The 20598-nt window shown below is 54.8% G+C and carries 18 protein-coding genes; 5 read left to right on the top strand and 13 right to left on the bottom strand.

The genetic code is table 11. From position 1 onward, the window contains the following. The 6 genes from mutL to PEL01S_RS34515 form a co-directional block, all read right to left on the bottom strand. A partial coding sequence (mutL, locus tag PEL01S_RS15215) for a DNA mismatch repair endonuclease MutL (protein ID WP_127460884.1) occupies positions 1-1147 on the bottom strand: 1147 nt, incomplete at its 3' end. Positions 1148-1236: 89 nt separating this feature from the next. After that, positions 1237-2685 carry a S41 family peptidase gene (locus tag PEL01S_RS15210; RefSeq protein ID WP_127460883.1) on the bottom strand — a complete coding sequence of 483 codons (1449 nt, stop codon included), beginning with the start codon at positions 2683-2685 and terminating at the stop codon, positions 1237-1239. Positions 2686-2725: 40 nt separating this feature from the next. Beyond that, the gene (mutS, locus tag PEL01S_RS15205; protein ID WP_127460882.1) at positions 2726-5518 is read right to left on the bottom strand and encodes a DNA mismatch repair protein MutS; all 2793 of its coding nucleotides are present in this window, start codon (positions 5516-5518) and stop codon (positions 2726-2728) included. Between the two features lie 188 nt (positions 5519-5706). Continuing rightward, positions 5707-7182, bottom strand: a complete 1476-nt coding sequence (locus PEL01S_RS15200) for a putative amidoligase domain-containing protein (RefSeq protein ID WP_127460881.1) — start codon at positions 7180-7182, stop codon at positions 5707-5709. 145 nt (positions 7183-7327) lie between these two features. Beyond that, positions 7328-7894 (bottom strand): outer spore coat protein CotE, encoded by a 567-nt coding sequence (locus PEL01S_RS15195; protein WP_063180413.1) that lies wholly within the window; start codon positions 7892-7894, stop codon positions 7328-7330. 256 nt (positions 7895-8150) lie between these two features. Then, positions 8151-8327, bottom strand: a complete 177-nt coding sequence (locus tag PEL01S_RS34515; protein ID WP_163767678.1) for a hypothetical protein — start codon at positions 8325-8327, stop codon at positions 8151-8153. Between the two features lie 129 nt (positions 8328-8456). Between PEL01S_RS34515 and PEL01S_RS15190 the strand changes: the two genes are divergently transcribed. From PEL01S_RS15190 to PEL01S_RS15175, 4 genes are read left to right on the top strand one after another with little or no spacing between them, the layout of a single operon-like run. Then, positions 8457-8987, top strand: a complete 531-nt coding sequence (locus PEL01S_RS15190; RefSeq protein ID WP_127460880.1) for a TlpA family protein disulfide reductase — start codon at positions 8457-8459, stop codon at positions 8985-8987. A 24-nt stretch (positions 8988-9011) separates the two neighbouring features. Then, positions 9012-10793 (top strand): ABC transporter ATP-binding protein, encoded by a 1782-nt coding sequence (locus PEL01S_RS15185; protein ID WP_127460879.1) that lies wholly within the window; start codon positions 9012-9014, stop codon positions 10791-10793. A 23-nt stretch (positions 10794-10816) separates the two neighbouring features. Beyond that, positions 10817-11404 (top strand): MauE/DoxX family redox-associated membrane protein, encoded by a 588-nt coding sequence (locus tag PEL01S_RS15180; protein ID WP_063180850.1) that lies wholly within the window; start codon positions 10817-10819, stop codon positions 11402-11404. 14 nt (positions 11405-11418) lie between these two features. Continuing rightward, positions 11419-12012, top strand: coding sequence for a thioredoxin fold domain-containing protein (locus PEL01S_RS15175; RefSeq protein WP_127460878.1), 594 nt, complete (start codon positions 11419-11421; stop codon positions 12010-12012). Positions 12013-12097: 85 nt separating this feature from the next. On the opposite strand, the gene PEL01S_RS15170 is transcribed toward PEL01S_RS15175, so the two are convergent. From PEL01S_RS15170 to PEL01S_RS15145, 6 genes are all read right to left on the bottom strand, one after another. Further along, on the bottom strand, positions 12098-13063 hold the full coding sequence (locus PEL01S_RS15170; RefSeq protein WP_127460877.1) for an aromatic acid exporter family protein: 966 nt from the start codon (positions 13061-13063) through the stop codon (positions 12098-12100). 199 nt (positions 13064-13262) lie between these two features. Continuing rightward, positions 13263-14216, bottom strand: coding sequence for an ABC transporter permease (locus PEL01S_RS15165; RefSeq protein ID WP_239551153.1), 954 nt, complete (start codon positions 14214-14216; stop codon positions 13263-13265). Further along, entirely contained in the window at positions 14197-14997 is an 801-nt protein-coding gene (locus tag PEL01S_RS15160) for an ABC transporter ATP-binding protein (RefSeq protein WP_063180401.1), read from the bottom strand. Before PEL01S_RS15160 ends, PEL01S_RS15165 begins: the two co-directional genes overlap by 20 nt. A gap of 79 nt (positions 14998-15076) precedes the next feature. Further along, positions 15077-16102 carry an ABC transporter substrate-binding protein gene (locus PEL01S_RS15155; protein ID WP_127460876.1) on the bottom strand — a complete coding sequence of 342 codons (1026 nt, stop codon included), beginning with the start codon at positions 16100-16102 and terminating at the stop codon, positions 15077-15079. A 173-nt stretch (positions 16103-16275) separates the two neighbouring features. Next, positions 16276-17847 (bottom strand): FAD-dependent oxidoreductase, encoded by a 1572-nt coding sequence (locus PEL01S_RS15150; protein WP_127460875.1) that lies wholly within the window; start codon positions 17845-17847, stop codon positions 16276-16278. A 135-nt stretch (positions 17848-17982) separates the two neighbouring features. Continuing rightward, positions 17983-19503, bottom strand: coding sequence for a carboxypeptidase M32 (locus PEL01S_RS15145; RefSeq protein WP_127460874.1), 1521 nt, complete (start codon positions 19501-19503; stop codon positions 17983-17985). 108 nt (positions 19504-19611) lie between these two features. Between PEL01S_RS15145 and PEL01S_RS15140 the strand changes: the two genes are divergently transcribed. Beyond that, positions 19612-19956 (top strand): iron-sulfur cluster biosynthesis family protein, encoded by a 345-nt coding sequence (locus PEL01S_RS15140; RefSeq protein WP_108529776.1) that lies wholly within the window; start codon positions 19612-19614, stop codon positions 19954-19956. A 43-nt stretch (positions 19957-19999) separates the two neighbouring features. Here PEL01S_RS15140 and PEL01S_RS15135 read toward each other — a convergent pair whose 3' ends face one another. After that, a complete protein-coding gene (locus PEL01S_RS15135; protein WP_063180382.1) occupies positions 20000-20557 on the bottom strand; it encodes a beta-class carbonic anhydrase in 558 nt (185 codons plus the stop codon). Between the last annotated feature and the right edge of the window lie 41 nt (positions 20558-20598).

Below are 20598 nucleotides of genomic sequence, written 5' to 3'. Positions count from 1 at the left end.
CGCTCCAGCGCTCCGCGGGAGCGGCTGTGCCAGGCAGCCGCGATCCGGCCGCCGACACTTGCGCTTGCGGCGCCTGCGGCCGGTACAGCTCCAGCTGCTCCTGCACGACCGCCTCCTGCGGCCGCTTGGCCGCCGGCATGCTTGCGGCCGGGATCAGCCGCTGCTTCCCGAGCGTCTCGCGCACCTCGCGCTCGACGAGCTGCATCAGCTCCGGCTCCTTGCTAAAGCGCACCTCCAGCTTCGCCGGATGGACGTTGACGTCGATCAACGTCGGGTCCATCTGCACATGCAGCACCGCAACCGGGAACCGGTTGATCGGCAGCAGCGTATGATAGCCCTGGAGCAGCGCCTGCACCATCGGATAGTTGCGGATGTAACGGCCGTTGATCACCGTCGAGATGCCGCCGCGGTTGGCCCGGGTCAGCTCCGGCTTGGCGATATAGCCGTCCAGCCGATAGTCGAGCGTTTCCCCGCGGATCGGCAGCATGCTTTTCGCCACGGTCGTGCCGTATATCGCCGCGATCGCCTGAAGCAGATCGCCATTGCCGAGCGTTTGCACCAGCGTATGTCCGTTATGCTTCAGCGTAAAGGCAATCCCGGGATGCGCGAGTGCGAGCCGATAAATATAATCGGTGACGTGTCCGAGCTCCGTCTGGATCGTCTTCATATATTTTAGACGCGCAGGCGTGTTGTAAAACAGCTCCCGCACCGCAATATCCGTTCCCCGCGGAGCCGTCGCTTCCGTCTTCGCGCGAACGGTGCCCCCCTCGATCACAAAACGGCAGCCAAGTCCGCTCGTATCCGGCGCGGTCAGGCATTCCACCTTCGACACCGCGGCGATACTCGGCAGCGCCTCGCCCCGGAAGCCGAGCGTGCGGATCGCGAACAAATCCTGCGTGCTTGCAATCTTGCTTGTCGCATGACGGAAGAAAGCCGTCTCGCAATCGTCCGGGTCCATGCCGGAGCCGTTATCGGTCACGCGAATCAGCTCTAGCCCACCTTCCTCAATCGCAACGTCGATTCTCGTGCTTCCGGCGTCGATCGCGTTCTCCACCAATTCCTTCACAACGGAGGACGGACGCTCAACCACCTCGCCCGCCGCGATCTGGTTCGCAATATGTTCGTCTAAAATGTTTATTTTACCCATAAACAGGTCTCCTTAAAAGTCCGGCCAAGCGAAGCCGATACGTGCGCGGATCATGATTCCGGACAGCGCCTGACCCGCATAGCGATGTATCAGTTGGCGCCCAGCGTCAACGTTTTGCCGTCGTCCTTCCAGCTCAGTCCGTTAAAGGCCGCGGCCGTCTGCGCTACGTTGAGATAGCCCGTTCCGTTCTTGAGCACGAAATCGGCCGCAACCGGCGTATACGAAGTTTTGGCATCCCCTGCTACAAGCTGTACCGACTTCGAGGCTTCGTTCCACTCGACGCTTGCGCCCAGAAGAGCGGCCAGCACACGGGCAGGAACATACGTTTGTCCATTTTCCCGGATAACGTCGAACGAATCCTGCACTTCCGTGCCATTCACCGTCGCGCTGTGCCGGTCAAGCGTCAAGTCGAGCCGGTTGGCCCCCGCGGTGCGAATCGCCGTCAGCAGCTGCGCCATCGCGCCTTCGACCTTTTTGTCCGGCTCAAGGCCGACTTGGTTCACCTTGCGCAGCTTCGGCGTCAAGTACTCCTCAATCGTCACTTTGATCGCTCCGCCCGATTTCAACGGAATGACGTTCTGCACGCTTCCTTTGCCGAATGTTTTCGTGCCGATCGCCGTAATCGCGCCGTAGTCCTGCAGCGCACCCGTCAGCACCTCCGAGGCGCTCGCGCTGTTCCCGTTCACCAGAAAAAAGACCGGGAACGGCTGCGTCGTCCCGTTCGCGAACTCGACCGGCTGATCGACGCCGTTGCGGTCGCGCGTATGAATGAGCGTTCCCTGCTTGACAAACAAGCGGGCAAGCTGCTGCGCGGTTTCGAGTAAACCGCCCGGATTGTCGCGAAGGTCGACGATCAGACTTTGAATGCCTTGCGCTTTAAGCCCGGTCAGCTCCTTGTCGACCAGTTCGTCGGCATCGCTGGAGAAGCTGGCGATTTGGATATATCCAACGTTTTGGAACTGCTTGGCGACAACCGTCGGAATCTGCACCTTTTTCCGTTTGACGATCAATTCTTTCGTTTGCCCGTCACGCAATACCTGCAAGCGAACCTCCGTATCGACCGGGCCCAAAATTTTGGACGTCACTTCATCGATCTTTTTGCCGGCCGCCGGTTCATCACCGACCTTCACGATAATGTCGCCCCGAAGCATCCCGGCTTCCTTCGCCGGAGAACCGGCGAATACGTCCGCAACGTATACGCCTTCCTCCTCCATGCCTACCCGTACGCCAATGCCGACATATTGATTTTGGACCGCATCCTCGAACGATTGCAGCTGCTCTGCCGTGAAATACTGCGTATAAGGGTCTCCCAGCGACTCTACCATCGCCCGGATCCCCGTTTCGGACAGCTTGTCCGCCTTCGGCCCACTTACATGATTTTTCTCCAGCGTGTCCAGCACTTCGGCAATCCGATCGGCAGCTGCCGACTTCGCGTCTGCGGCGAGCACCGGCGAAGCGGCAGGAATCAGCAGGGTTAATGCCAGCATCGCCGAGACGGTTTGCTTGCGCCATTTTGGTAATTTTTTATATTTATTCATCGATTGTTCCTCTTCTCGAAGTAGTGGGAGTCGGTACGGCTTAATTAGGCAGCTGTTTTTTCAGCTCGTACAAAAAATTCATCGCCGTCATCGGCGTCATGTTCATTAAATCGGCCGAGCGCAGCTGCTCCAGCACTTTGTCCGCTTTGGCGTCGCGCTTGGACAGCTTCTCGGGCTTCGCTTCGTGGACGGCGAACAAGCTGAGCTGCACGATGTCCCCTACCTCAGGCTCCTTCGTTGCCGCGTCCAGCCGCTCTGCCTGAAGCTGCACGGCAGGGACGGCTGCTTCCACCGCGTAACGAACGGCTGCTTGCGCATCCGGCGCGGAAGCCTCCGCGATCGTCTCCGCTCCGTTCGGAGCCGCCGTTTCGGGCGGTCCGGCATCTTGCTCGTTCGCACTGCCGGCCGCCGGCTGGAGCCGGCCTTGCAGCAGCTCCGTCCGCGCTTCGAATGAATTCAGCAGCTCGTAAGAGCGCTCGATGATGCTGTCAGGCAAACCGGCGATTTGCGCGCAATAGATGCCGTAGCTCGTGCTTGCGGCCCCACGGATCAGGCGGCGCAGGAACGTGACCTGCTTGCCGCTCTCCTTGACCGCCATGCAGTAATTGCGCAGGCCGCCGAGGCTTTCCTCCAGATGCGCCAGCTCGTGAAAATGCGTCGAAACGAGCGTTTTGCAGCCGATTTTATCGTGCAGAAACTCGATCACCGCTTGCGCAATCGACATCCCTTCTCCGGTCGAGGTGCCCCGGCCCAGCTCGTCGATGATGACTAGGCTTCGCTCCGTCGCTTTTTCGGTCATCACTTGAATGTCCATCATCTCGACCATGAACGTGCTCTGGCCGCCAATCAGATCGTCCGCTGCCCCGATGCGCGTGAAAATCCGGTCGATCACCGGCACTTTCGCCCGCTTCGCCGGAACGAAGCAGCCGATCTGCGCCATCAGGCATATCATTGCCACCTGACGCATGTACGTGCTTTTCCCGGCCATATTCGGACCGGTGATCAGCAGCATGTTGCCGTCTTCGCGGGTCAGCTTCGTCTCGTTGGCGATAAATACGCCGTCCTCCAGCACAGCTTCCACAACCGGGTGGCGCCCCTCCTCGATTTCCAGCTCGTAAAAGTCGCCGATTTCCGGGCGGGTAAACCGGTTCGAAGCGCTCACGTGAGCGAGCGACTGATACACGTCCACCGTCGCAATCAGCTCGGCCAGCTGTTGCAAACGCGGAATATATGAAGCGAGCTGGTCCCGCAGTCCCACGAACAGCTCGTATTCGAGATCGACCATGCTTTCCTGCGCCTCAAGGATCAACGCTTCCTTCTCTTTCAGCTCCGGGGTCACGAAACGCTCGGCATTGGCCAGCGTCTGCTTCCGCTCGTACCGGCCTTCTTCGAGCTGGGCCAAATTGGACTTGGTCACTTCGATAAAATAGCCGAACACTTTGTTGAAGCCGATCTTCAGCGATTTGATGCCCGTCCGCTCGCGCTCCTGCTTCTCCAGCTCGGCAAGCCACTGCTTACCGTTCGCGCTCGCTTCGCGCAGTTGGTCCAGACGGGCGCTGAGCCCGGCCCGGATCATGCCTCCGTCGCGGACGGAGACGGGCGGCTCGTCCACGATCGCTTCCGCAATCCACGTCATCAAATCCTGGCACGGGTCGATCCGCGCCGCCAAAGCCGCAAGCGTACGGGAGCCGCTTGCTTCACATTGCTCACGAAGCGTAGGAACCTGCTGCAACGACACTTTGAGCGCGACCAGATCGCGCGCGTTGGCGCTGCCGTACGCGATGCGCGCCGTTAGACGCTCCAGATCGTACACTTCCTTGAGCGCCTGCTTCAGCTCGTCGCGCACGATCAGCTGGTTGTACAGCCGGTCTACCGCTTCCAGCCGGTCATTGATGTGCGCCGCATTCATCAGCGGCTTCTCGATCCAGCGGCGGAGCAGCCGCCCGCCCATCGCCGTGACGGTATTGTCCAGCAGCCAAAGCAGCGTCCCTTTCTTGGAGCGGTCGCGGACCGTCTCCACCAGCTCCAGATTGCGGCGGGTGAACGGGTCCATCACCATATACTGATTCGGCTCGTATACCCGGATATGCTTGATATGCGATAACGAGCGCTTTTGCGTCTCCTGCAAGTAACCCATCAAAAGCGCGATCGTTTCCCGGCCGCTTTCCGGCAAGGACGCCAGCTGCCTCTCCGAGAATAGTCCTTCCGGCGCCAAGCCGCCTCCGGATGCAGGCTCGCGCGGCGTCATGACCGCGGATTTCAGCCAAGCGGACGCGCTGCCCCGGATTTGCTCCAGCACCGCCTCGCTGCCAAGCAGCTCCGACGGACTGTAAGTGTTCAACTCGTCGAGCAGCAGCTCGAACGAACCCGAAAGCCGCGTCACGTACAGCTCGCCGGTGGAAATGTCGCAAGCGGCAAAGCCGTACCCGCCACTGGAGTAGACGACCGCGACGATATAGTTGTTCACCGTCTCGCTAAGCGAGCGGGCATCCATCACCGTACCCGGCGTCACGATCCGGACAATTTCCCGGCGCACGACACCTTTGGCTTCTGCAGGGTCCTCGACCTGCTCGCAAATGGCGACTTTGTACCCTTTTTCAACCAAGCGCGCAATATAATTTTCCGCCGAATGGTAGGGTACGCCGCACATCGGGATGCGCTCTTCCCCTCCGCCCTCGCGGCCGGTCAGCGTAATTTCGAGTTCCCGCGCAGCCAGAAGCGCGTCATCGAAAAACATTTCATAGAAATCGCCCAAACGGAAAAATAAAAAGGCGTCCGGCACCTCCGCCTTTACGGAAAGATATTGTTCGATCATTGGCGTATATTTGGCCATGCTTCATCCTCCAACTGCCTGCTTGCGTCTTCACGTCCGCTTCGCCGAATCGGCTCTTGAGCGGGCCGACCGGAAAACGGACGTTACGATATGCCGGCCCAAGCGGCCGACACGTTTCGCTGCCATATGTATCATGCTATTCTATCATTTCATCATTATAGCACGAATTGCTAGAGAACTCCCAACCTCTATCGGAAGGGAGAGATTTTCCATTTGGGACGTATATCCTCACGCTCGTTCCATGGTTTCATCTGGAGCATCATGCGTCGAAGCGGCAACACATAGCTCTCGTACCGCCCATACTCCGGTATTCTCTCCAAATCTTTCCAGAGCGAAGGCAGGAGCAGCCGGATACGTTCCTTATCACCGCGGTAATACGCCTTCACAACTTCCGGATCGGACAAAGGCCGCTGCTTCAGCGCATGGTCGTTTCCGGCCACAAGCTTTGCCAGCGCCAGCACCCCCTTCGTCACCGCTGGAGATACCATCCAGCTCGGCAGCACACGGTATTCGAAGCCACCGTGCTTCTGACGGCGGAAGTCGCCGAGAAATCCGTACCGCGGCTTGCGCGCCCCCGTCGTCTCCCCCTCCAGCAGCGTCAGCGGCAGCGCCACATAGTTGTCCAGCACACGCAGCAGCCGGCTGCTCAGCTCCACGCCGCTGAAATGAATATGGCCGCCCAGCGGAAAACCGCGGACCGGCATGCCGCCCGCCACCCAGATCAATTCGGTATCGGAGATGCGTTTGGCCGCAAGCTGCATCGTCCGGTGCAAATGAATGACCAGCTCGCGCACATCCGTGCTTGGCCGAGGACGCAGCTCGGCGAGCGCGAATAGTTTTCTTCGGCCGGGCAGGACGATCGAATCGCAGCCGAACGGCCCGTCCTTCTCCGCAAACCGGGAGGCGAACGCCACCTTTCCCTGCCGGTTAAGCAGCAGAAACTCCGGGTCCGCGCCTATCATGACGTCCCCGCGTTTCGCGGCCGTCTCTTCTTCCGACGGCTCGCCGTATTGGTTCATCGCTTCCGCGAACAGTTCGGCCAGCCGCGGAGTCAAGTGCGGCACCGGCTCCACGCCCCGCACCGCGAGGCTGCCGTCCGGCCTAACCCCGATCCGTACGACGCCGTAATCGATCCCGAGCGCATAGACCGCTTTTACCGCTTCGCGCATCGCTTTGCCGCCGTAGTAGCTCGGCTGCTCCCGCCCGATTTCCGCATAATCTGCTTCATCCCCTTCCCGCGCCGCAAGGCTCTCTCCAGCTCGATCCCCGTAAAACACGGTCTGTGGCTTATGGAACAGAGAGAGCGCCTGCAGATGAAACACCGGTACGATGAACCGGTGCGACCAGCGGTTGTCTTGACGGCGCCCCCCGTCGCCTGAGCGTCCCGATGGTCTCGCGTCGCCGGTCTCTTGTTTCTCGAAGGCGCAATCGATCCCGTGCAGCCCCAAAAGCTCCGTTGCACGTCGTGCGTCCGCCGCCAGCAGCATGCTTTTCACCGGCTGCAGCACTTCCCTGTCTCCGCGGTCCGGATGATAGGTGCCCCAATGGATCGTAACGCCCGGCTCTTCGCCTCCTTTTGGCGCCTTCGTTCCATACGGAATGCGAAGCCGCTCCAGCAGCAGATCGAGCGTCGGCTCGCCGGAGTGCAGCAAAAATGCGCGCATCTCTGATTCCTCCCTTCAAAATTTCAGCGCCATCCCTGGCTTATGCCGCCCGTTCTTGAGGCGAAAAATAATTAGGTTCAACCAACAAAAAAGAGGGCAAACGCCCTCTCCGACATGCAACCGTTCGGCATATATTAACATCAACTCAGCTCAATTCCTCATCAAACAAATCGGGATCCAGATCCTCAAAATCGCCGTCCTCCACACCACCGAAGTCCACATGCTTGTCGTCGTATTCGTCGCAGCCGTTCGGGCAGACGACGACGCACACCTTCGTTTCGGCGAACATTTCAACCTTGAACTCCCGCTCGACGCGGATCAGCACGTTATCTCCGTGCGAGGAGATGCTGGCTTCCACGCAGTTCGGTTCTTGCGTTGCGACCGCCGACACTTCGGCCGTCGACGGTTTATGCTTCTTATCGAGGTAGTGGAGCGGCACCACTTCCACATAAGAAACGGTTTCTTTCGCGACATCCGTCTTGGTATTCCGGTCGTACGAATACCAAATGTTGATGTCGTAAGTACCTACCACTTCCACATTTTCCCCCGACTTTACCGCATCGTATTGGTTGTTGATAATCCAAGCACCCAGAATACTGGTCGGAGCATGAGGCGGAGTGACCGTGTTAGTTACTTGCGAAAATTTGCGTCCTTTGCCACAGACAGCCTTCGTATAGATCTCTCTGCACTGCAAATCTTTATCTAATGACATCCTTCTAACCTCCTCCATACAATCATTCATTACATTTGTATGCAGGACATAGGCGAATGTTGATTAAATGAGCGGACGAAAAATTATAATGCCCTAAAATTCTGTTATAGAACGCGAACTCCTTAAATAATCGTTCATTAAGTCGTAGAAAAGAGGCCCACTGCAAAAAGGATTGAACCGACAGTTCAATCCTTTTTGCAGTGACCACATTTCACCGGTTAGCTGCTGCTTTCTTAGAATTACATCCAGCAATCGATCATTTGCAGCAGCGAACACCTATCGGACTCAAGGGATCTGATTTGGCTTTAGTCACTCCTTCAAGAAGACACCCCAAAAAAGTAAAGCAAACTTCAGAGCTCGCCGCTTGCGGTGCAACCTGTCCTTCGACAGCTTTGGGGTCCACGCCGATGAGTTTAGAAAATTTGTCAATCATTTCAATATACCTCCTAATAAAGTGATTATATTACATTTAAATCATATAATAATGTTCCATTATTGTAAACGCTTGCATTTTATTTTTATATTTAGTATACTGAGTTCATTTGATAAAAGGTGGTATTTTATGGTATTTACCCTTATCATTTCCTTAGCAATCTTTCTATTTATTCTGCAACTTTATTCCTACCTGAAGTGCAAAAAAGCAGTAACCCATTTCGCGGATCAATTCGTTTCAATGACATTTCTCAAATTGAAAACTTTTCTTGGCGTGAACCTGAGAAGCTACTTTCCGTTTCCGGCTGGATTCAGCCAGGTTCCGGCAATCGTAATGTTTGCTTCCCCCTCCTGCGACGTCTGCCATTTGGAACTAGAAAAAATTCTTGCGCAAAAACGAATAGCAGACTTTTCTATTCCCATTCTCTGTTTTGTGGAACTGGAGGATCGTAACTATGATAACTTCATTCAGGAATTTGGCAATAAACTCCCTCTAATCCCTGCCGATAAGGAAACTCTGGTAAAATTACAAATTTCAAGTTTTCCCAGCCTTTTTATCATAGACTCTAACGGCGTTATTCGTTATCCTGGTCATTTTTTCAAAGAAATACTAAGCGTATTGCAGGATAGGCGGAAAATGGCGAGATACCACATCCAGTAAATAAGCGGAAGGTGCAGGTTGACGATGACAAAAGCATTTGGACATCTAATCCGGTTTGTTTGGACCTATGGGAAGGGCTTGCTTTTTCTGACCTCCACATTAACGGTTTTATTAGGGGTTATGCCGGTCATCATGCTCTGGCTGTCCAAGGAAACCATCAATGAAGTAGCCCGCTTAATTCAACATCCGGCAATGGATTATTCCACAATCCTTTTACTGCTGCTGCTTCAATTTATGGTCACCATGCTGACATCCATTTTCATGAATACCCAAGAATATTTGAACGGAAAGCTCACCAACGTGTTAGAGCACGCAGCGCAATCATCCGTTCTTCAAAAGGTGATCTCCGCGCCGCTTTTCTATTTCGATCTCCCTGAGTTTTACAACCATCTGGAGAGGGTAAACGACAGCCCGGGCCACCGCTTGCTCTCTCCGCTCCGTCAAGCTTTTGAAATCGGCAGAATTTTTATTACGATTTCCGGCTATCTGGTATTTTTGCTCACCGTTCACTGGAGCTTGGTTCTTCTAAGTTTGTTAGCCGCTATCCCCATGTTTTTAGTTCAAATGAAGTTTGGAAAGAGGAATTTTTGGCTAAAGTTTGGCTTAACCCCTTTAGTTCGTGACATGGAATATACCCGTTCTCTGTTAAAGGATCGGCATTCCGCCAAAGAAATCCGTTTATTTGGCCTTGGTTCCTACTTGCTGAACAGGTGGTCGGAAGCTTTCTCACATCAATTTATGGAGATTTTAAAAATATTGCGAAAACAGCAGCGGGCGGAAATCGGAATGGATGGGCTTACAGCCTTATTCTACTCCGGAGCCGCTATGATCATGATTTGGCTGATTCAGACTACCCCCATACAAATCGGCCAATTCGTAGCCATTGGACAAGCAGTACAGGGAACCCAAGGACTGACCAACCAGCTATCGACTTTGCTGGCAAAGGTGTTTGAGGAAATGCTTTATGCGAATGACTTTTTCCGTTTCCTGGATTACAAACATCCCGAGTCGGAGAACCAAGCGAAAGGAACCGAGCCATTTCCGGCTGCATTAAAGAAAGGGATTACGCTGGAAAACGTCACTTTTTCCTACGTCGATACAACGACTTCCGTCTTGCAAAATATTCAGCTCCATATCAAGCCCGGGGAAAAAATCGCGATTGTGGGAGAAAACGGCTCCGGCAAGTCTACCCTGGTGAAGTGTTTGATGGGATTGTACCCTCTGGCAAAAGGAGACATCCGATTCGACGATGTCAGCATCCGTCAATTGGCTCCGGACCAATTGCACAAAAATATGACGGTCATTTTTCAAGATTTTCTAAAATATGCGTACACCCTGCGCGATAACATCGGATTTGGGGATATCACCCGTTTGGAGGATATCGATGCGATGAACGAAGTGGCGGCAACGACGGGAGTCGCCGAAATCGCTCAAAATTTAAGAGAAGGCTACGCAACCTTCCTCGGCCGTTTTTTGCAGGAAGGGGAAGACCTCTCCGGAGGACAATGGCAAAAAATTGCCTTGGCTCGCGCCTTGTTCCGGCAGGGCACCATCATTATTTTGGACGAGCCGACAGCGGCGCTTGATCCGTTAACGGAATTGGAAGTATATAAACTGGTCCGGGACTTAACGGAAAGCAAAACGACGATATTTATATCTCATCGCATGGCCGCCGCCAGAATGGCGGACCGGATCATTGTAATGGAGAACGGCAGGATTGCAGAATCCGGAACCCATGGTGAACTCATGGCATCGAACGGTACGTATGCAAGGATGTATGAATCGCAAGCTCAATGGTATGCGTAAGCGTTAGAAAGCTGGTGATGTTGATGGAAGCGTTGTCCGTAATTTGCCGAATTTTTTTGGCAATCGTATTTATCAGTTCCGGGGCTTCGTCCCTTCGTTATTGGCATGTTCATATTGGAATTATTAAAGATTATAGGATTTTGCCTGAACCATGGGTTCGATGCTTTGCCATACTTGACCATACCCTAAAATGGCTGACCGGTATTTCTCTTCTTCTCGGGATATACAGTTCCCTAGCCGCATTAATCGGAAGCGGGCTACTTCTGATGTACAGTATCGCACTTGCGATCAACCTGCTTCGCGGCAGAAAAGAACTCTCATGCGGATGCGGGGGGCTCGCGGGAAACCATTCGATATCATGGATGCTTGTTTGGCGAAACCTCTTTTTAATGGCTATGTGTCTATGTGTCTATCACGTAACCGCTTCGTATGGGAGTTTATTGTCGGTCATTGGCGGGGAAAGCCTATCGCGCATATACGGCACAGAGTATTGGATTATGGCTGGAACGGCGCTGTTATTGGCGCTCCTGTTTTCGATCTTTAACGAATTATTCGTCATCCGTAAGAAAATGCAAGAATTGTTAGCGAAGGAGCGTCAGCAATCAAGTTAAAAAGGGGATAAAAAATGGAAAATTTCATGTACTGGTCCATCATAGCCCTGTGGGTATTCGTACTCCTGCAATTTATTGTTATTTTCATGCTGACCAAACTGGTCGCTCAGTTCTTAAACAAATTACAAATAAAAGAAACAAGCGATAGCAAGAGGGAACTTCAGGCAGGCGATAAAGCTCCCTTGTTCACATATCTTGGCGCAGATGGAGACAGCATCGAGTTTCCAAGAAGAGATACTGCCCCTACGTTGGCTTTATTTACAGCGGAAGGATGTCCATTCTGCACAAAGGTACTTGACGAACTCTCAGATATGCAGGAGCGGTATCCATTGATAAGAATCGTAGTTTTTACTACAGTTGATGAAAAAGAGCTGGATATACATCATAACGATACGGTTGAATACGCTCATACCAAGGATGCATTTACCTTATATGAAATCAAGGAAGTGCCTGCTGTCGTTCTGATCGACACCGAAGGAATGATCGCAGTCAAGGCTGCTATCGCCAGCTATAAGCACCTGCGGAAGATGGTAGACGAATATTTCTCAGGTGAAAGAAGCCAAACTATACCAATGCAACAGAAAACGTTAGATACGGGCAACGTATAAAAGAGAGTTTTTCCCAGAGCGGATTTGATAATCACTCCGTCGAGATTTGGTTTGTATTTTTAGTTTGCCCGATGGATGAACAGAATCAGGCCCTCCCCAGCGGTTCCTCCACGGGCCGCTTTTCTTTTTTGGCGACGGACAAGTATACTTTCAGCTCTTCTACCAGCTGCAACAGCGCGGCGCGAACCTCGAATTCCTCCCGCGTAGCCGGCAGCGGCATGTATCGGAATTGCTGCTCCATCTCGTTCAGCTTTTTCTCGCTTCGTCCCGTATAATGGGCTACCTTGACATCCTCCGTCAGCCCATCGAACACCAGGGCCAACAGCTCGCCATGCGGCAGCGTCTGGTAGATACGGGCGACGAGCTGCACCATTCGCTGGATCGCGTCCAATTGCCGTTCCCTCATGTAAAAATAAACCGACCAATTGGGTCCCCCGGCGAACAAATTGTTCTCGTTCGCGCGCTGGGCGGCCTGAATCGCTTTACGGATCGTATCGTCCGCCTCCAGCAGCTCTGCACCGCTCCATATGTATCCGTTATCTCGCAGATGGTGCGAGAGTTCCAAAAATATTTGCGAGAAAAGCTGCTCCACCCGCTGCTTATATTCCTGCAACAGCTTGTCCTCTCTGGGCATATAGCCTATGTTGATCAGCGTCGCCGTACCGAGCCCGACAAGGAGCAGGGCGATCTCGTTCAGCAGCAGCTCCGCGCTGACCCGGCCGGAGGCAAACACATGGAACATGACGACTGAGCCGGTAACGATGCCTTCCTTCAGCTTTAACCGGCTCAAAATCGGGTACAGCACCAAAATAAACACACCGATCACCCACACGTGAAAGCCTAGCGTCCAAAACAGCCCGGCGCCGAAAAACAAACCGACAATCGAGGCCGCAATGCGCTGAAACGACGTCTGGAGTCCTCTCTTTTTCGTTACGTCGACGCCTAACACCGCAAGCAGCCCCGCCGAGAGGGGGGACTGCAATCCGAGCGTCTGCGCCAAGAAAATGGATACGATAACCGCCAGCGCGGTTTTGATGACTCGAAATCCCATAGGCTGCGTTCCTCGCTTCGACAACTGGTCGTTGAATTCGTCTATACAATAATGTACCCACATCTTATCGTTTTTCGACAAAATCCTCAACGAGTGAAGCTCATTTGTCGATAATCTTTTATTTTTTGGGCTGCAAAAAGGGATAAAACCCGGGGACAGATCCCCGCTTCCCGAAACAAGGATCTGCCCTCCGCTTCATTTATTCCCGGCCGCCTCCATTTCTCCCCGTCAGCTTCCCTTCCAAATAGACAACGGCCTGATACATCAAGGTCGCGACCACGGCAATCAGAAGAACGCTGCCGATCACAAGCGTAAAGTTGAACACCTGAAAGCCATAGATGATTAAATAGCCGAGCCCTTCCTTGGAAACGAGAAACTCGCCGACGATGACGCCGACCCAGGAAAGCCCTACGTTCACTTTAAGCGTCGAAACGATGGTCGGATACGAGGCGGGCAGAATCACTTTTCGGAAAATCGCGCTCCGGTTCCCCCCGAAAATCCGTACCACCTTGAGCAGATTCGGGTCCACCTCGCGGAAGCTGTTATAGACGACCAGAATCGTGATGATTACGGTGATCGAGAGCGTTGTCGCGATGATCGACAGCATGCCCGGGCCGAGCGCGACGATAAATAAAGGGCCGAGCGCCACCTTGGGCAGGCTGTTCAAGACCACGATATACGGATCGAGCACGCGGGAGAGAAACGGCGAATACCAGATGAGCGCAGCGATTGCGGTGCCGAGAAGCGTGCCGAGCACGAAGCCGACGATCGTCTCCCACACGGTAGTCCACGTATGCATGAGCAGCGTACCGTCCGCCGTTTTCTCAACCAGCAGCCCCCACACGCGCGTCGGAGAGCTGAAGAGAAGCCCGTCAATCCACTGCAATCGGCTTGCCGCTTCCCAACCTGCAAAAAACAAGATCAGCAGTGCCAACTGGGTCAGACGAACGGACGTCGTCTGCTTGCGCTCGCTCCGGCGAAACTGCGCGTACACTTGCCCGGCCAAGTTTTCGGATCGTGCTGATCCTGACGTTAAGCTAAAAGCCTTTGGAGCAGCTTTCTCCTTCGGCCGCTCGAACGGTACGCCGGTTCCTTCAACAGCCGTATACGCCAGACTCCCGTCTTCCTTCTCCTCAAGTTTCCGCCGGTCCATGTCCCCCGCCTCCTTTCCCGTCCATCTGCTCGAACCGCCCCCACAACTCGCGGAACAACTCGTGAAAGCCCCCAATCTCCCGGGCATGCAGCGGCTGGGCTTCCCGAATCGCCTCCGGCACTATGGCCTCGGTCAGTACGCGTCCGGGATTCGGCTGGAGCACCACAATGCGGTCGCTCATGGCAATCGCTTCGGTGATGTCGTGGGTAACAAGCACGGCGGTCTTGCCGCGAGCCTTCAAGGTTGCCGAGATCAGATCCTCCAGCTGGAGCTTGGTCTGGTAATCCAGAGCCGAGAACGGTTCATCCAATAGCAGGATGTCCGGTTCCGCCGCAAGCGTCCGCACCAGCGCGACCCGCTGGCGCATGCCCCCGGACAACTGGTGAGGATAACGGTCAGCATAGCCGCCAAGCCCCATTTCCTCCAGCAAATCCAGCACATATTGGCGGGAAGCGGCATTCAAGCGCCCGAGCAATTCGAGACCGATTGAGGCATTTTCGAAAATCGTTCGCCAAGGGAATAAATAATCCTGCTGGAGCATATATCCGACTTTTGGAGTCGGTTTTTGAATCGGCTCGCCGAACACCCGCACCGTTCCCGAAGTCGGTGTCAGCAGACCGCTGATGAGCGACAGCACGGTCGTCTTCCCGCAGCCGCTCGGGCCGATGAGACTGACGAATTCGCCCGGAGCGATCGCGAGCTGCACATCCTGCAGCGCGACGTACGCGCCTTTGCGGTTGACATATACTTGTGAAACGCCGTCCAGCTCAACGGCATACATACGGCCATCCCCCCTTGTGCGCTTAGCCTAAATCCCCGAAGCGCCTTTGTGCCCTTGTTAACCCTAGCGGCTGCCGGCACTACTTCACATTTTGCTTCGCTTTTTCGGCAAATTGATTGTTGACGAGCGTGTTGAAATCAGCGCGCTTCTTGAGCTCCCCGGCCGCTTCCATCACATCCTGCAGGTTGTTCCACTCCTGTATGTCGACGATGCCGTCGGCGGCAAACGAGCCTTGGTCCTTGTAGCGCTTGATTACGCTGCGGACGATATCTTTTTCCGTATCCTGGAAGTAGGGGCCGATGGCTGCCGCAATGTCGTCCACGCTGCTTTGCTGCACCCAGTTTTGCGCTTTTTGCACGGCATTGGCGAATTTCTGGACCGTATCCGCGTTCTTGTCGATGTAGCTCTTTTTCGCCATGAATACCGTGTAAGGAAGCTTGCCGCTCTCTACCCCAAAGGAAGCGACGACGTGGCCTTTGCCCTGCTTCTCGAACATCGATGCCTGCGGCTCGAACAACTGCACGTAGTCCCCCGTGCCTGATGCGTAAGCGGTTGGGATGTTGGCGAACTCCACATTCTGGAGCAGGTTCAAATCGTTCTGCGGATGGATGCTGTGCTTCTTCAACGTAAATTCGCCGGCCATCTGCGGCATCCCGCCTTTTCGTTGACCGAGGAAGGTCGAGCCCTTCAGCTTGTTCCAGTCGAACGGGCCTTCAGGCGGCTTGCGCGCCACGAGAAACGTTCCGTCGGTTTGCGTTAATTGCGAGAAGTTGACGACAGGGTCGCCCGTGCCTTGCTGGTGCACGTATATCGACGTCTCGGAGCCGACCAGCGCGACATCGATCCCCCCTGACAGCAGGGTCGTCATCGTTTTATCGCCGCCGAACGTCGTCGTCAGCTCAATATCGAGCCCCTGCTCTTTGAAAAATCCTTTCTCCGCCGCCACGTATTCCGGGGCATAGAAGATCGACCGGGTCACCTCGCCGATCCGGACCTGTACCCGCTCTCCGCTTTTCTTCGGACCGCAGCCTGCGAGCGTCGCGCACGTCGCAAGCACCAGCACAAGCATAAGCGCCGCCGCTCTCCCCAGACGCCTTGTATTCATAGGCCAGTCCCTCCCTGTCAGCGTCTTAACGCATGACGAACTTTAGATACGACAGCATATGAGCTCGCCTAGAAGATGGTGAGAGCGAATGTCTGCCAAAGCCAAAAAAGGCCGCTTCCGCGGACAATCCGCGGAAACAGCCTCGAAGCAGCAATTCATTCGTATAAAGTTCGTTAAACGGCGGTAATTTTCGGCCACGTCAATTCAAAGCCTTGACTGACAAGCGCGTTCTGGAACGCTTCGAGCTTGGCCGGCGTATTTCGCACTTCACGGGGCTGGTAGCCGTTCTGCAAGCAATAAGCGGCCAGCGCCCCCGCAGCCTCCCCGATATTCCACTCCACGGGATGCAGCCGGAAGCAGCCGTTCGTAATATGCGTCGTGCCGAGATTTTTGCAGGCCGGAAGCAGGTTTTCGAGCCGGACCGGGATCAGGCTGCCGAGCGGGATCTGGAACGGCAGCGACGAGATATCGAGATAATTGCGGCCCGTCATGCTGGGATGCAGGTCGATCCGATAGCAGCCGACTCCGACGGAATCCGGGAACGGCACCGCCCCCTGTTCGCCGCGCACCGCTGCGCTCACATGCTGCTCCAGTACGGTGAATTCCGCGCGAATGCGTCTGGATTCCCGGATGTACGGATATTTCGCCAATCCATCCTCCGTACCGACCACATCCGGCCGCAGCCGAAGACCGGGATAGCCTGCCCCTCCGTCCGGGCGGGGCGCTTCCGTTTGCAGCCAGTATAAGAGCGACAAGCTGAGCTGCTTCGCCTGCCGGGCATGCTTCAGCGCTTCCTCCGGTCTCACGTCGTACACGTTGCCGAGCCAATAATCGTTCTGCGACCAATTCACCAGCGTGATGTCGCTCGGAAACGTGCCGGGCGCGAAATTCGCTTTGTCGACGATGCGCCGGTAGTAAAATAACGGATACTTATCCGTTCCCCAAAACAACGTTTCTTCCACGGGTTCCAATGTCACCGGATTGGGCGATACCCAGCTAAGCTGCTTGTCCGGCCAAAAATCCGCCTTGTAGTTCCGCCAGAAATCGTAATCCTTCGGTTTATCGATGACATGGTTTTCGCCTTCCTTGTAATCCATGGCGAAGCACTGGGTAAACGCCTGGATGTCCCGCGGATCGGGAGCGCCGTCCAGTGCATGAGGCTCTTCCGTCTGCCGCTTGGATTCGGCGCCCGTCACATATTCCGCGCAGGTCAACGGAAGCAGCTCGCCCGTCTCGGTCGCATCCAAAATATATGCGGCGCGAATCGTATGCCGGTGACCCGAATCCCCGATCACGGTAACCGACCGGACGCGGTCGCCGTCCGTCTCGGCCGCAACGGGCCGGTACCGGGTCATGATGACGAGCTTGCCGCTGTGCACGTAAGGGGCCAGCATGTCTTGCAGAACGGCCAAATAGGCTCTTGGCTCCGCACAAAGCCGGCTCACGCCGCCGTTGCCGGGGTTCAAGTAATAGACCGCGCGTGCCTCTGCGGTCGCCGGAAACCTTGTCTTATAATAGGCGCGCACCCCGTCGCGAAATTCGCGGTAGCTGCGGGTGCACCCGAATTGTTCGATCCAACGGTGCTCGTCGGGCGGGACGGCCTGACTGGTCAGCTGGCCGCCGATCCAATCCGTCTCCTCGGTCAGGATGACCTGTCTGCCCATTCGGGCTGCCGCCAATGCGGCCGCGCAGCCTCCGACACCTCCGCCGATAATGGCAATGTCCGCTTGAAGTTCCTTGTGCATACACTGTCGCCTCCTTGTCGTCTGTTCCCTTCGGATGAACCAAAAATCGTCTTACATAAGAATAGACTGGAAAAACACCCAAAAGGTTACATACGAGGCAATAAAAAAAACGGGGACCGTGTCCCCGCAATCGGATTAAAGCTTATAAATATCGGAATATTTCACGCGCAAATAATCGACCAAGTAGGACGGATTCAGTTCCTCGCCCGTTACCCGGGTAATGATTTCCGTCGGCGTCTGGCTTTTGCCGTATTGATAAATTTTATCCGCCAGCCAAGCCTTGATCGGAATCAGATTGCCTTCGCGAACCAGCTCGTTCACATTACCGAGCTCTTGCTCCAGCGTGCGCTTAATTTGCGCGGCGTACATGTTGCCGAGCGCGTACGATGGGAAGTAGCCGAACATGCCGGCCGACCAGTGCACGTCCTGCAGCACTCCTTCGCCATTATGGGAAGGCACGATGCCGAGGTACTCCCGGTATTTCTCGTTCCACACCTCAGGCAGGTCGGCGACTTTCACAGCCCCGCTGAAGAGCGCCTTCTCGATTTCATAACGCACCATGATGTGCAGGTTGTACGTCAGCTCATCGGCTTCGATGCGGATGAGGGAAGGCTTTACCTCGTTCGTGGCGCGGTAAAAATCTTCTACGCTCACCTTGTCGAACTGGCCGGTGTAATTTTTCTGAAGCTCGGGGAAATAGCGGTTCCAGAACGGGCGGCTGCGTCCGATCATATTCTCCCAGAAACGCGACTGCGATTCGTGGATACCCATCGACGTTCCCGTGCACAGCGGCGTGCCGAGCAAATCCATCGAAATGTTCTGCTCGTAGAGCGCATGCCCGCCCTCATGGATCGTGCCGAACAACGCGCTGTTCACATCGTTCAGGAGGTAGCGCGTCGTAATCCGCACGTCGCCCGGGTTCAGGCCGGTCGCAAATGGATGAACGGTTTCGTCCAAGCGCCCCGCTTCGAAAGCGTAGCCCATCTGCTCCAATATGTATAAGCTGAACTTCTTTTGCTTGTCCTTGTCGAACATCTGCTTCAAGAAGCCGATTTCCGGCTTATGAGCCGACTCCTGGATCGCCGACAGCAAGGGAACAACCTGCTCGCGCAGCGCGCCGAACACTTGATCGAGCTTCTCTACGGTCATGCCCGGCTCATAAGCGTCAAGCAGCGTATTGTACTTGTGCCCTTCGTATCCCCATAGGTCGATGAACTGCAGGTTCATGTCGACGATTTTCTCCAGATACGGCTGGAAGCCCGGAAAATCGGCCTGATCCTTCGCATCTTCCCAAGCCGATTCTGCCTGCGAGGTGAGCACCACATATTCCTGATACAGCTTCGGTGGAATTTTTTTGCTGCGGTCGTACTCCTTCTTGCATTCGCTTACAATTCGGCGGTCGATATCCGACAATCCAGCATTTACCTCGGTCGATGCGAAGTAGTCCAAAAACGCACCCATCTCGTCCGACACCGACATTTTGAACAGATCGCCGGACAGTTCACCGACGACCTCGGATCTTGCCGCAATGCCTTTCTTCGGCGCGCCTGTGCGCATGTCCCAATAAATGAGTCCGACGGCTTCCTCATAGCTTTTCATCTTTTTCAGATATTGCTTGAATTCCGTCAATTTGGCTTCCAGATTTCCTGTCGACAACGGGCATTCCCCTTTCCAAAGATATACATTGATCATACTTCGTTCGCGGAGCAGAAGCAAATATCGCCGAAATGAGGTATGATAAAAAGGAAAGGAGTGTGACGTGAGATGCGAATCATCTTTACGGAAAGTGCAGCAGCGGAAATCCGGCGCATTCTGGACCGACAAGCGGGCGGACGGCTGAAGCTTGTCTACGATGCGGAGGGCTGCGGGTGCGCGGTCAGCGGCGTGCCGACGCTGTGGATTACGGACGAGCCGGACCGGAACGATTTTATCGTGTCGGGTGACCCGTTCGAAGTGCTGATGGATCGGAAGCATGAGGTTTTTTTCGAGGAAAATATGACGATCGACTATCAAGCGAGCGGATACTGCTTTGTCTTGAAAAGCAGCGGACAAATCTACAATGCGAACATGCGGCTGATCGATAAGCGAAACGCCGTCGCGAACCGGTGAGAAGGCATAATAGCCTTCTCACCTTTTTCGTTCCGGGAACGGCTTAGTAGCCGTTGACGATAACATCCAGCTTGCCGGTCGAAGGGTCGATGACCAGTCCGTGAACCGGGATGTCCGGTACGAGCGGATGGTTCTTGATAATATTCACGCTGCTTTTGACGCTTTCCTTGACATCTTCGAAGCCCCGCAGCCACCGTTCGAGGTTCAGGCCCGAATATTCCAGCGTTTTGAGCGTCTCTTCTTTAATCCCCCGCGCCACGAATTTCTCCTTCACGCGCTCCGGGTTCAAGTGGCTCATCCCGCAATCGTGATGGCCGACGACCAGTACTTCATCTGCACCCAGCTCGTAAATCGCCACGATAATACTGCGCATGATGCCGCCGAACGGAGTCGAGACGACGCCTCCGGCCGCTTTAATCATTTTCACGTCGCCGTTCTTAATGTTCATGCTGGCCGGAAGCAGCTCAATGAGACGCGTATCCATGCAAGTAAGAATGACGAATTTCCGATCCGGAAATTTTGACGTTAAGTAAGGCTCGTACTTTTGCTCCTCAACAAACGAGCGGTTGTACTCCATGATCTGGGATAGTAAATTCGGCATTCGCACTTCATCCTTCCTGTTCTAAAAAATAGGCTGACGTT

Source organism: Paenibacillus elgii NBRC 100335 (assembly GCF_004000865.1).
Taxonomy (GTDB): domain Bacteria; phylum Bacillota; class Bacilli; order Paenibacillales; family NBRC-103111; genus Paenibacillus_G; species Paenibacillus_G elgii.
The sequence above is the reverse complement of the archived record's forward strand: the minus strand, read 5'-3'. Positions and strand labels throughout refer to the sequence as shown.

What these genes read in the sequence shown, in the direction of transcription:
- PEL01S_RS15140 (WP_108529776.1), top strand. Translation starts at nt 19,612, where the DNA reads ATGCGAATCATCTTTACGGAAAGTGCAGCAGCGGAAATCCGGCGCATT.
- mutS (WP_127460882.1), bottom strand. Translation starts at nt 5,518, where the DNA reads ATGGCCAAATATACGCCAATGATCGAACAATATCTTTCCGTAAAGGCG.
- PEL01S_RS15190 (WP_127460880.1), top strand. Translation starts at nt 8,457, where the DNA reads ATGGTATTTACCCTTATCATTTCCTTAGCAATCTTTCTATTTATTCTG.
- PEL01S_RS15160 (WP_063180401.1), bottom strand. Translation starts at nt 14,997, where the DNA reads ATGTATGCCGTTGAGCTGGACGGCGTTTCACAAGTATATGTCAACCGC.
- PEL01S_RS15200 (WP_127460881.1), bottom strand. Translation starts at nt 7,182, where the DNA reads ATGCGCGCATTTTTGCTGCACTCCGGCGAGCCGACGCTCGATCTGCTG.
- PEL01S_RS15135 (WP_063180382.1), bottom strand. Translation starts at nt 20,557, where the DNA reads ATGCCGAATTTACTATCCCAGATCATGGAGTACAACCGCTCGTTTGTT.
- PEL01S_RS15180 (WP_063180850.1), top strand. Translation starts at nt 10,817, where the DNA reads ATGGAAGCGTTGTCCGTAATTTGCCGAATTTTTTTGGCAATCGTATTT.
- PEL01S_RS15185 (WP_127460879.1), top strand. Translation starts at nt 9,012, where the DNA reads ATGACAAAAGCATTTGGACATCTAATCCGGTTTGTTTGGACCTATGGG.
- PEL01S_RS15170 (WP_127460877.1), bottom strand. Translation starts at nt 13,063, where the DNA reads ATGGGATTTCGAGTCATCAAAACCGCGCTGGCGGTTATCGTATCCATT.
- PEL01S_RS15150 (WP_127460875.1), bottom strand. Translation starts at nt 17,847, where the DNA reads ATGCACAAGGAACTTCAAGCGGACATTGCCATTATCGGCGGAGGTGTC.
- PEL01S_RS15155 (WP_127460876.1), bottom strand. Translation starts at nt 16,102, where the DNA reads ATGAATACAAGGCGTCTGGGGAGAGCGGCGGCGCTTATGCTTGTGCTG.
- PEL01S_RS15195 (WP_063180413.1), bottom strand. Translation starts at nt 7,894, where the DNA reads ATGTCATTAGATAAAGATTTGCAGTGCAGAGAGATCTATACGAAGGCT.
- PEL01S_RS34515 (WP_163767678.1), bottom strand. Translation starts at nt 8,327, where the DNA reads ATGATTGACAAATTTTCTAAACTCATCGGCGTGGACCCCAAAGCTGTC.
- PEL01S_RS15175 (WP_127460878.1), top strand. Translation starts at nt 11,419, where the DNA reads ATGGAAAATTTCATGTACTGGTCCATCATAGCCCTGTGGGTATTCGTA.
- PEL01S_RS15210 (WP_127460883.1), bottom strand. Translation starts at nt 2,685, where the DNA reads ATGAATAAATATAAAAAATTACCAAAATGGCGCAAGCAAACCGTCTCG.
- PEL01S_RS15165 (WP_239551153.1), bottom strand. Translation starts at nt 14,216, where the DNA reads ATGGACCGGCGGAAACTTGAGGAGAAGGAAGACGGGAGTCTGGCGTAT.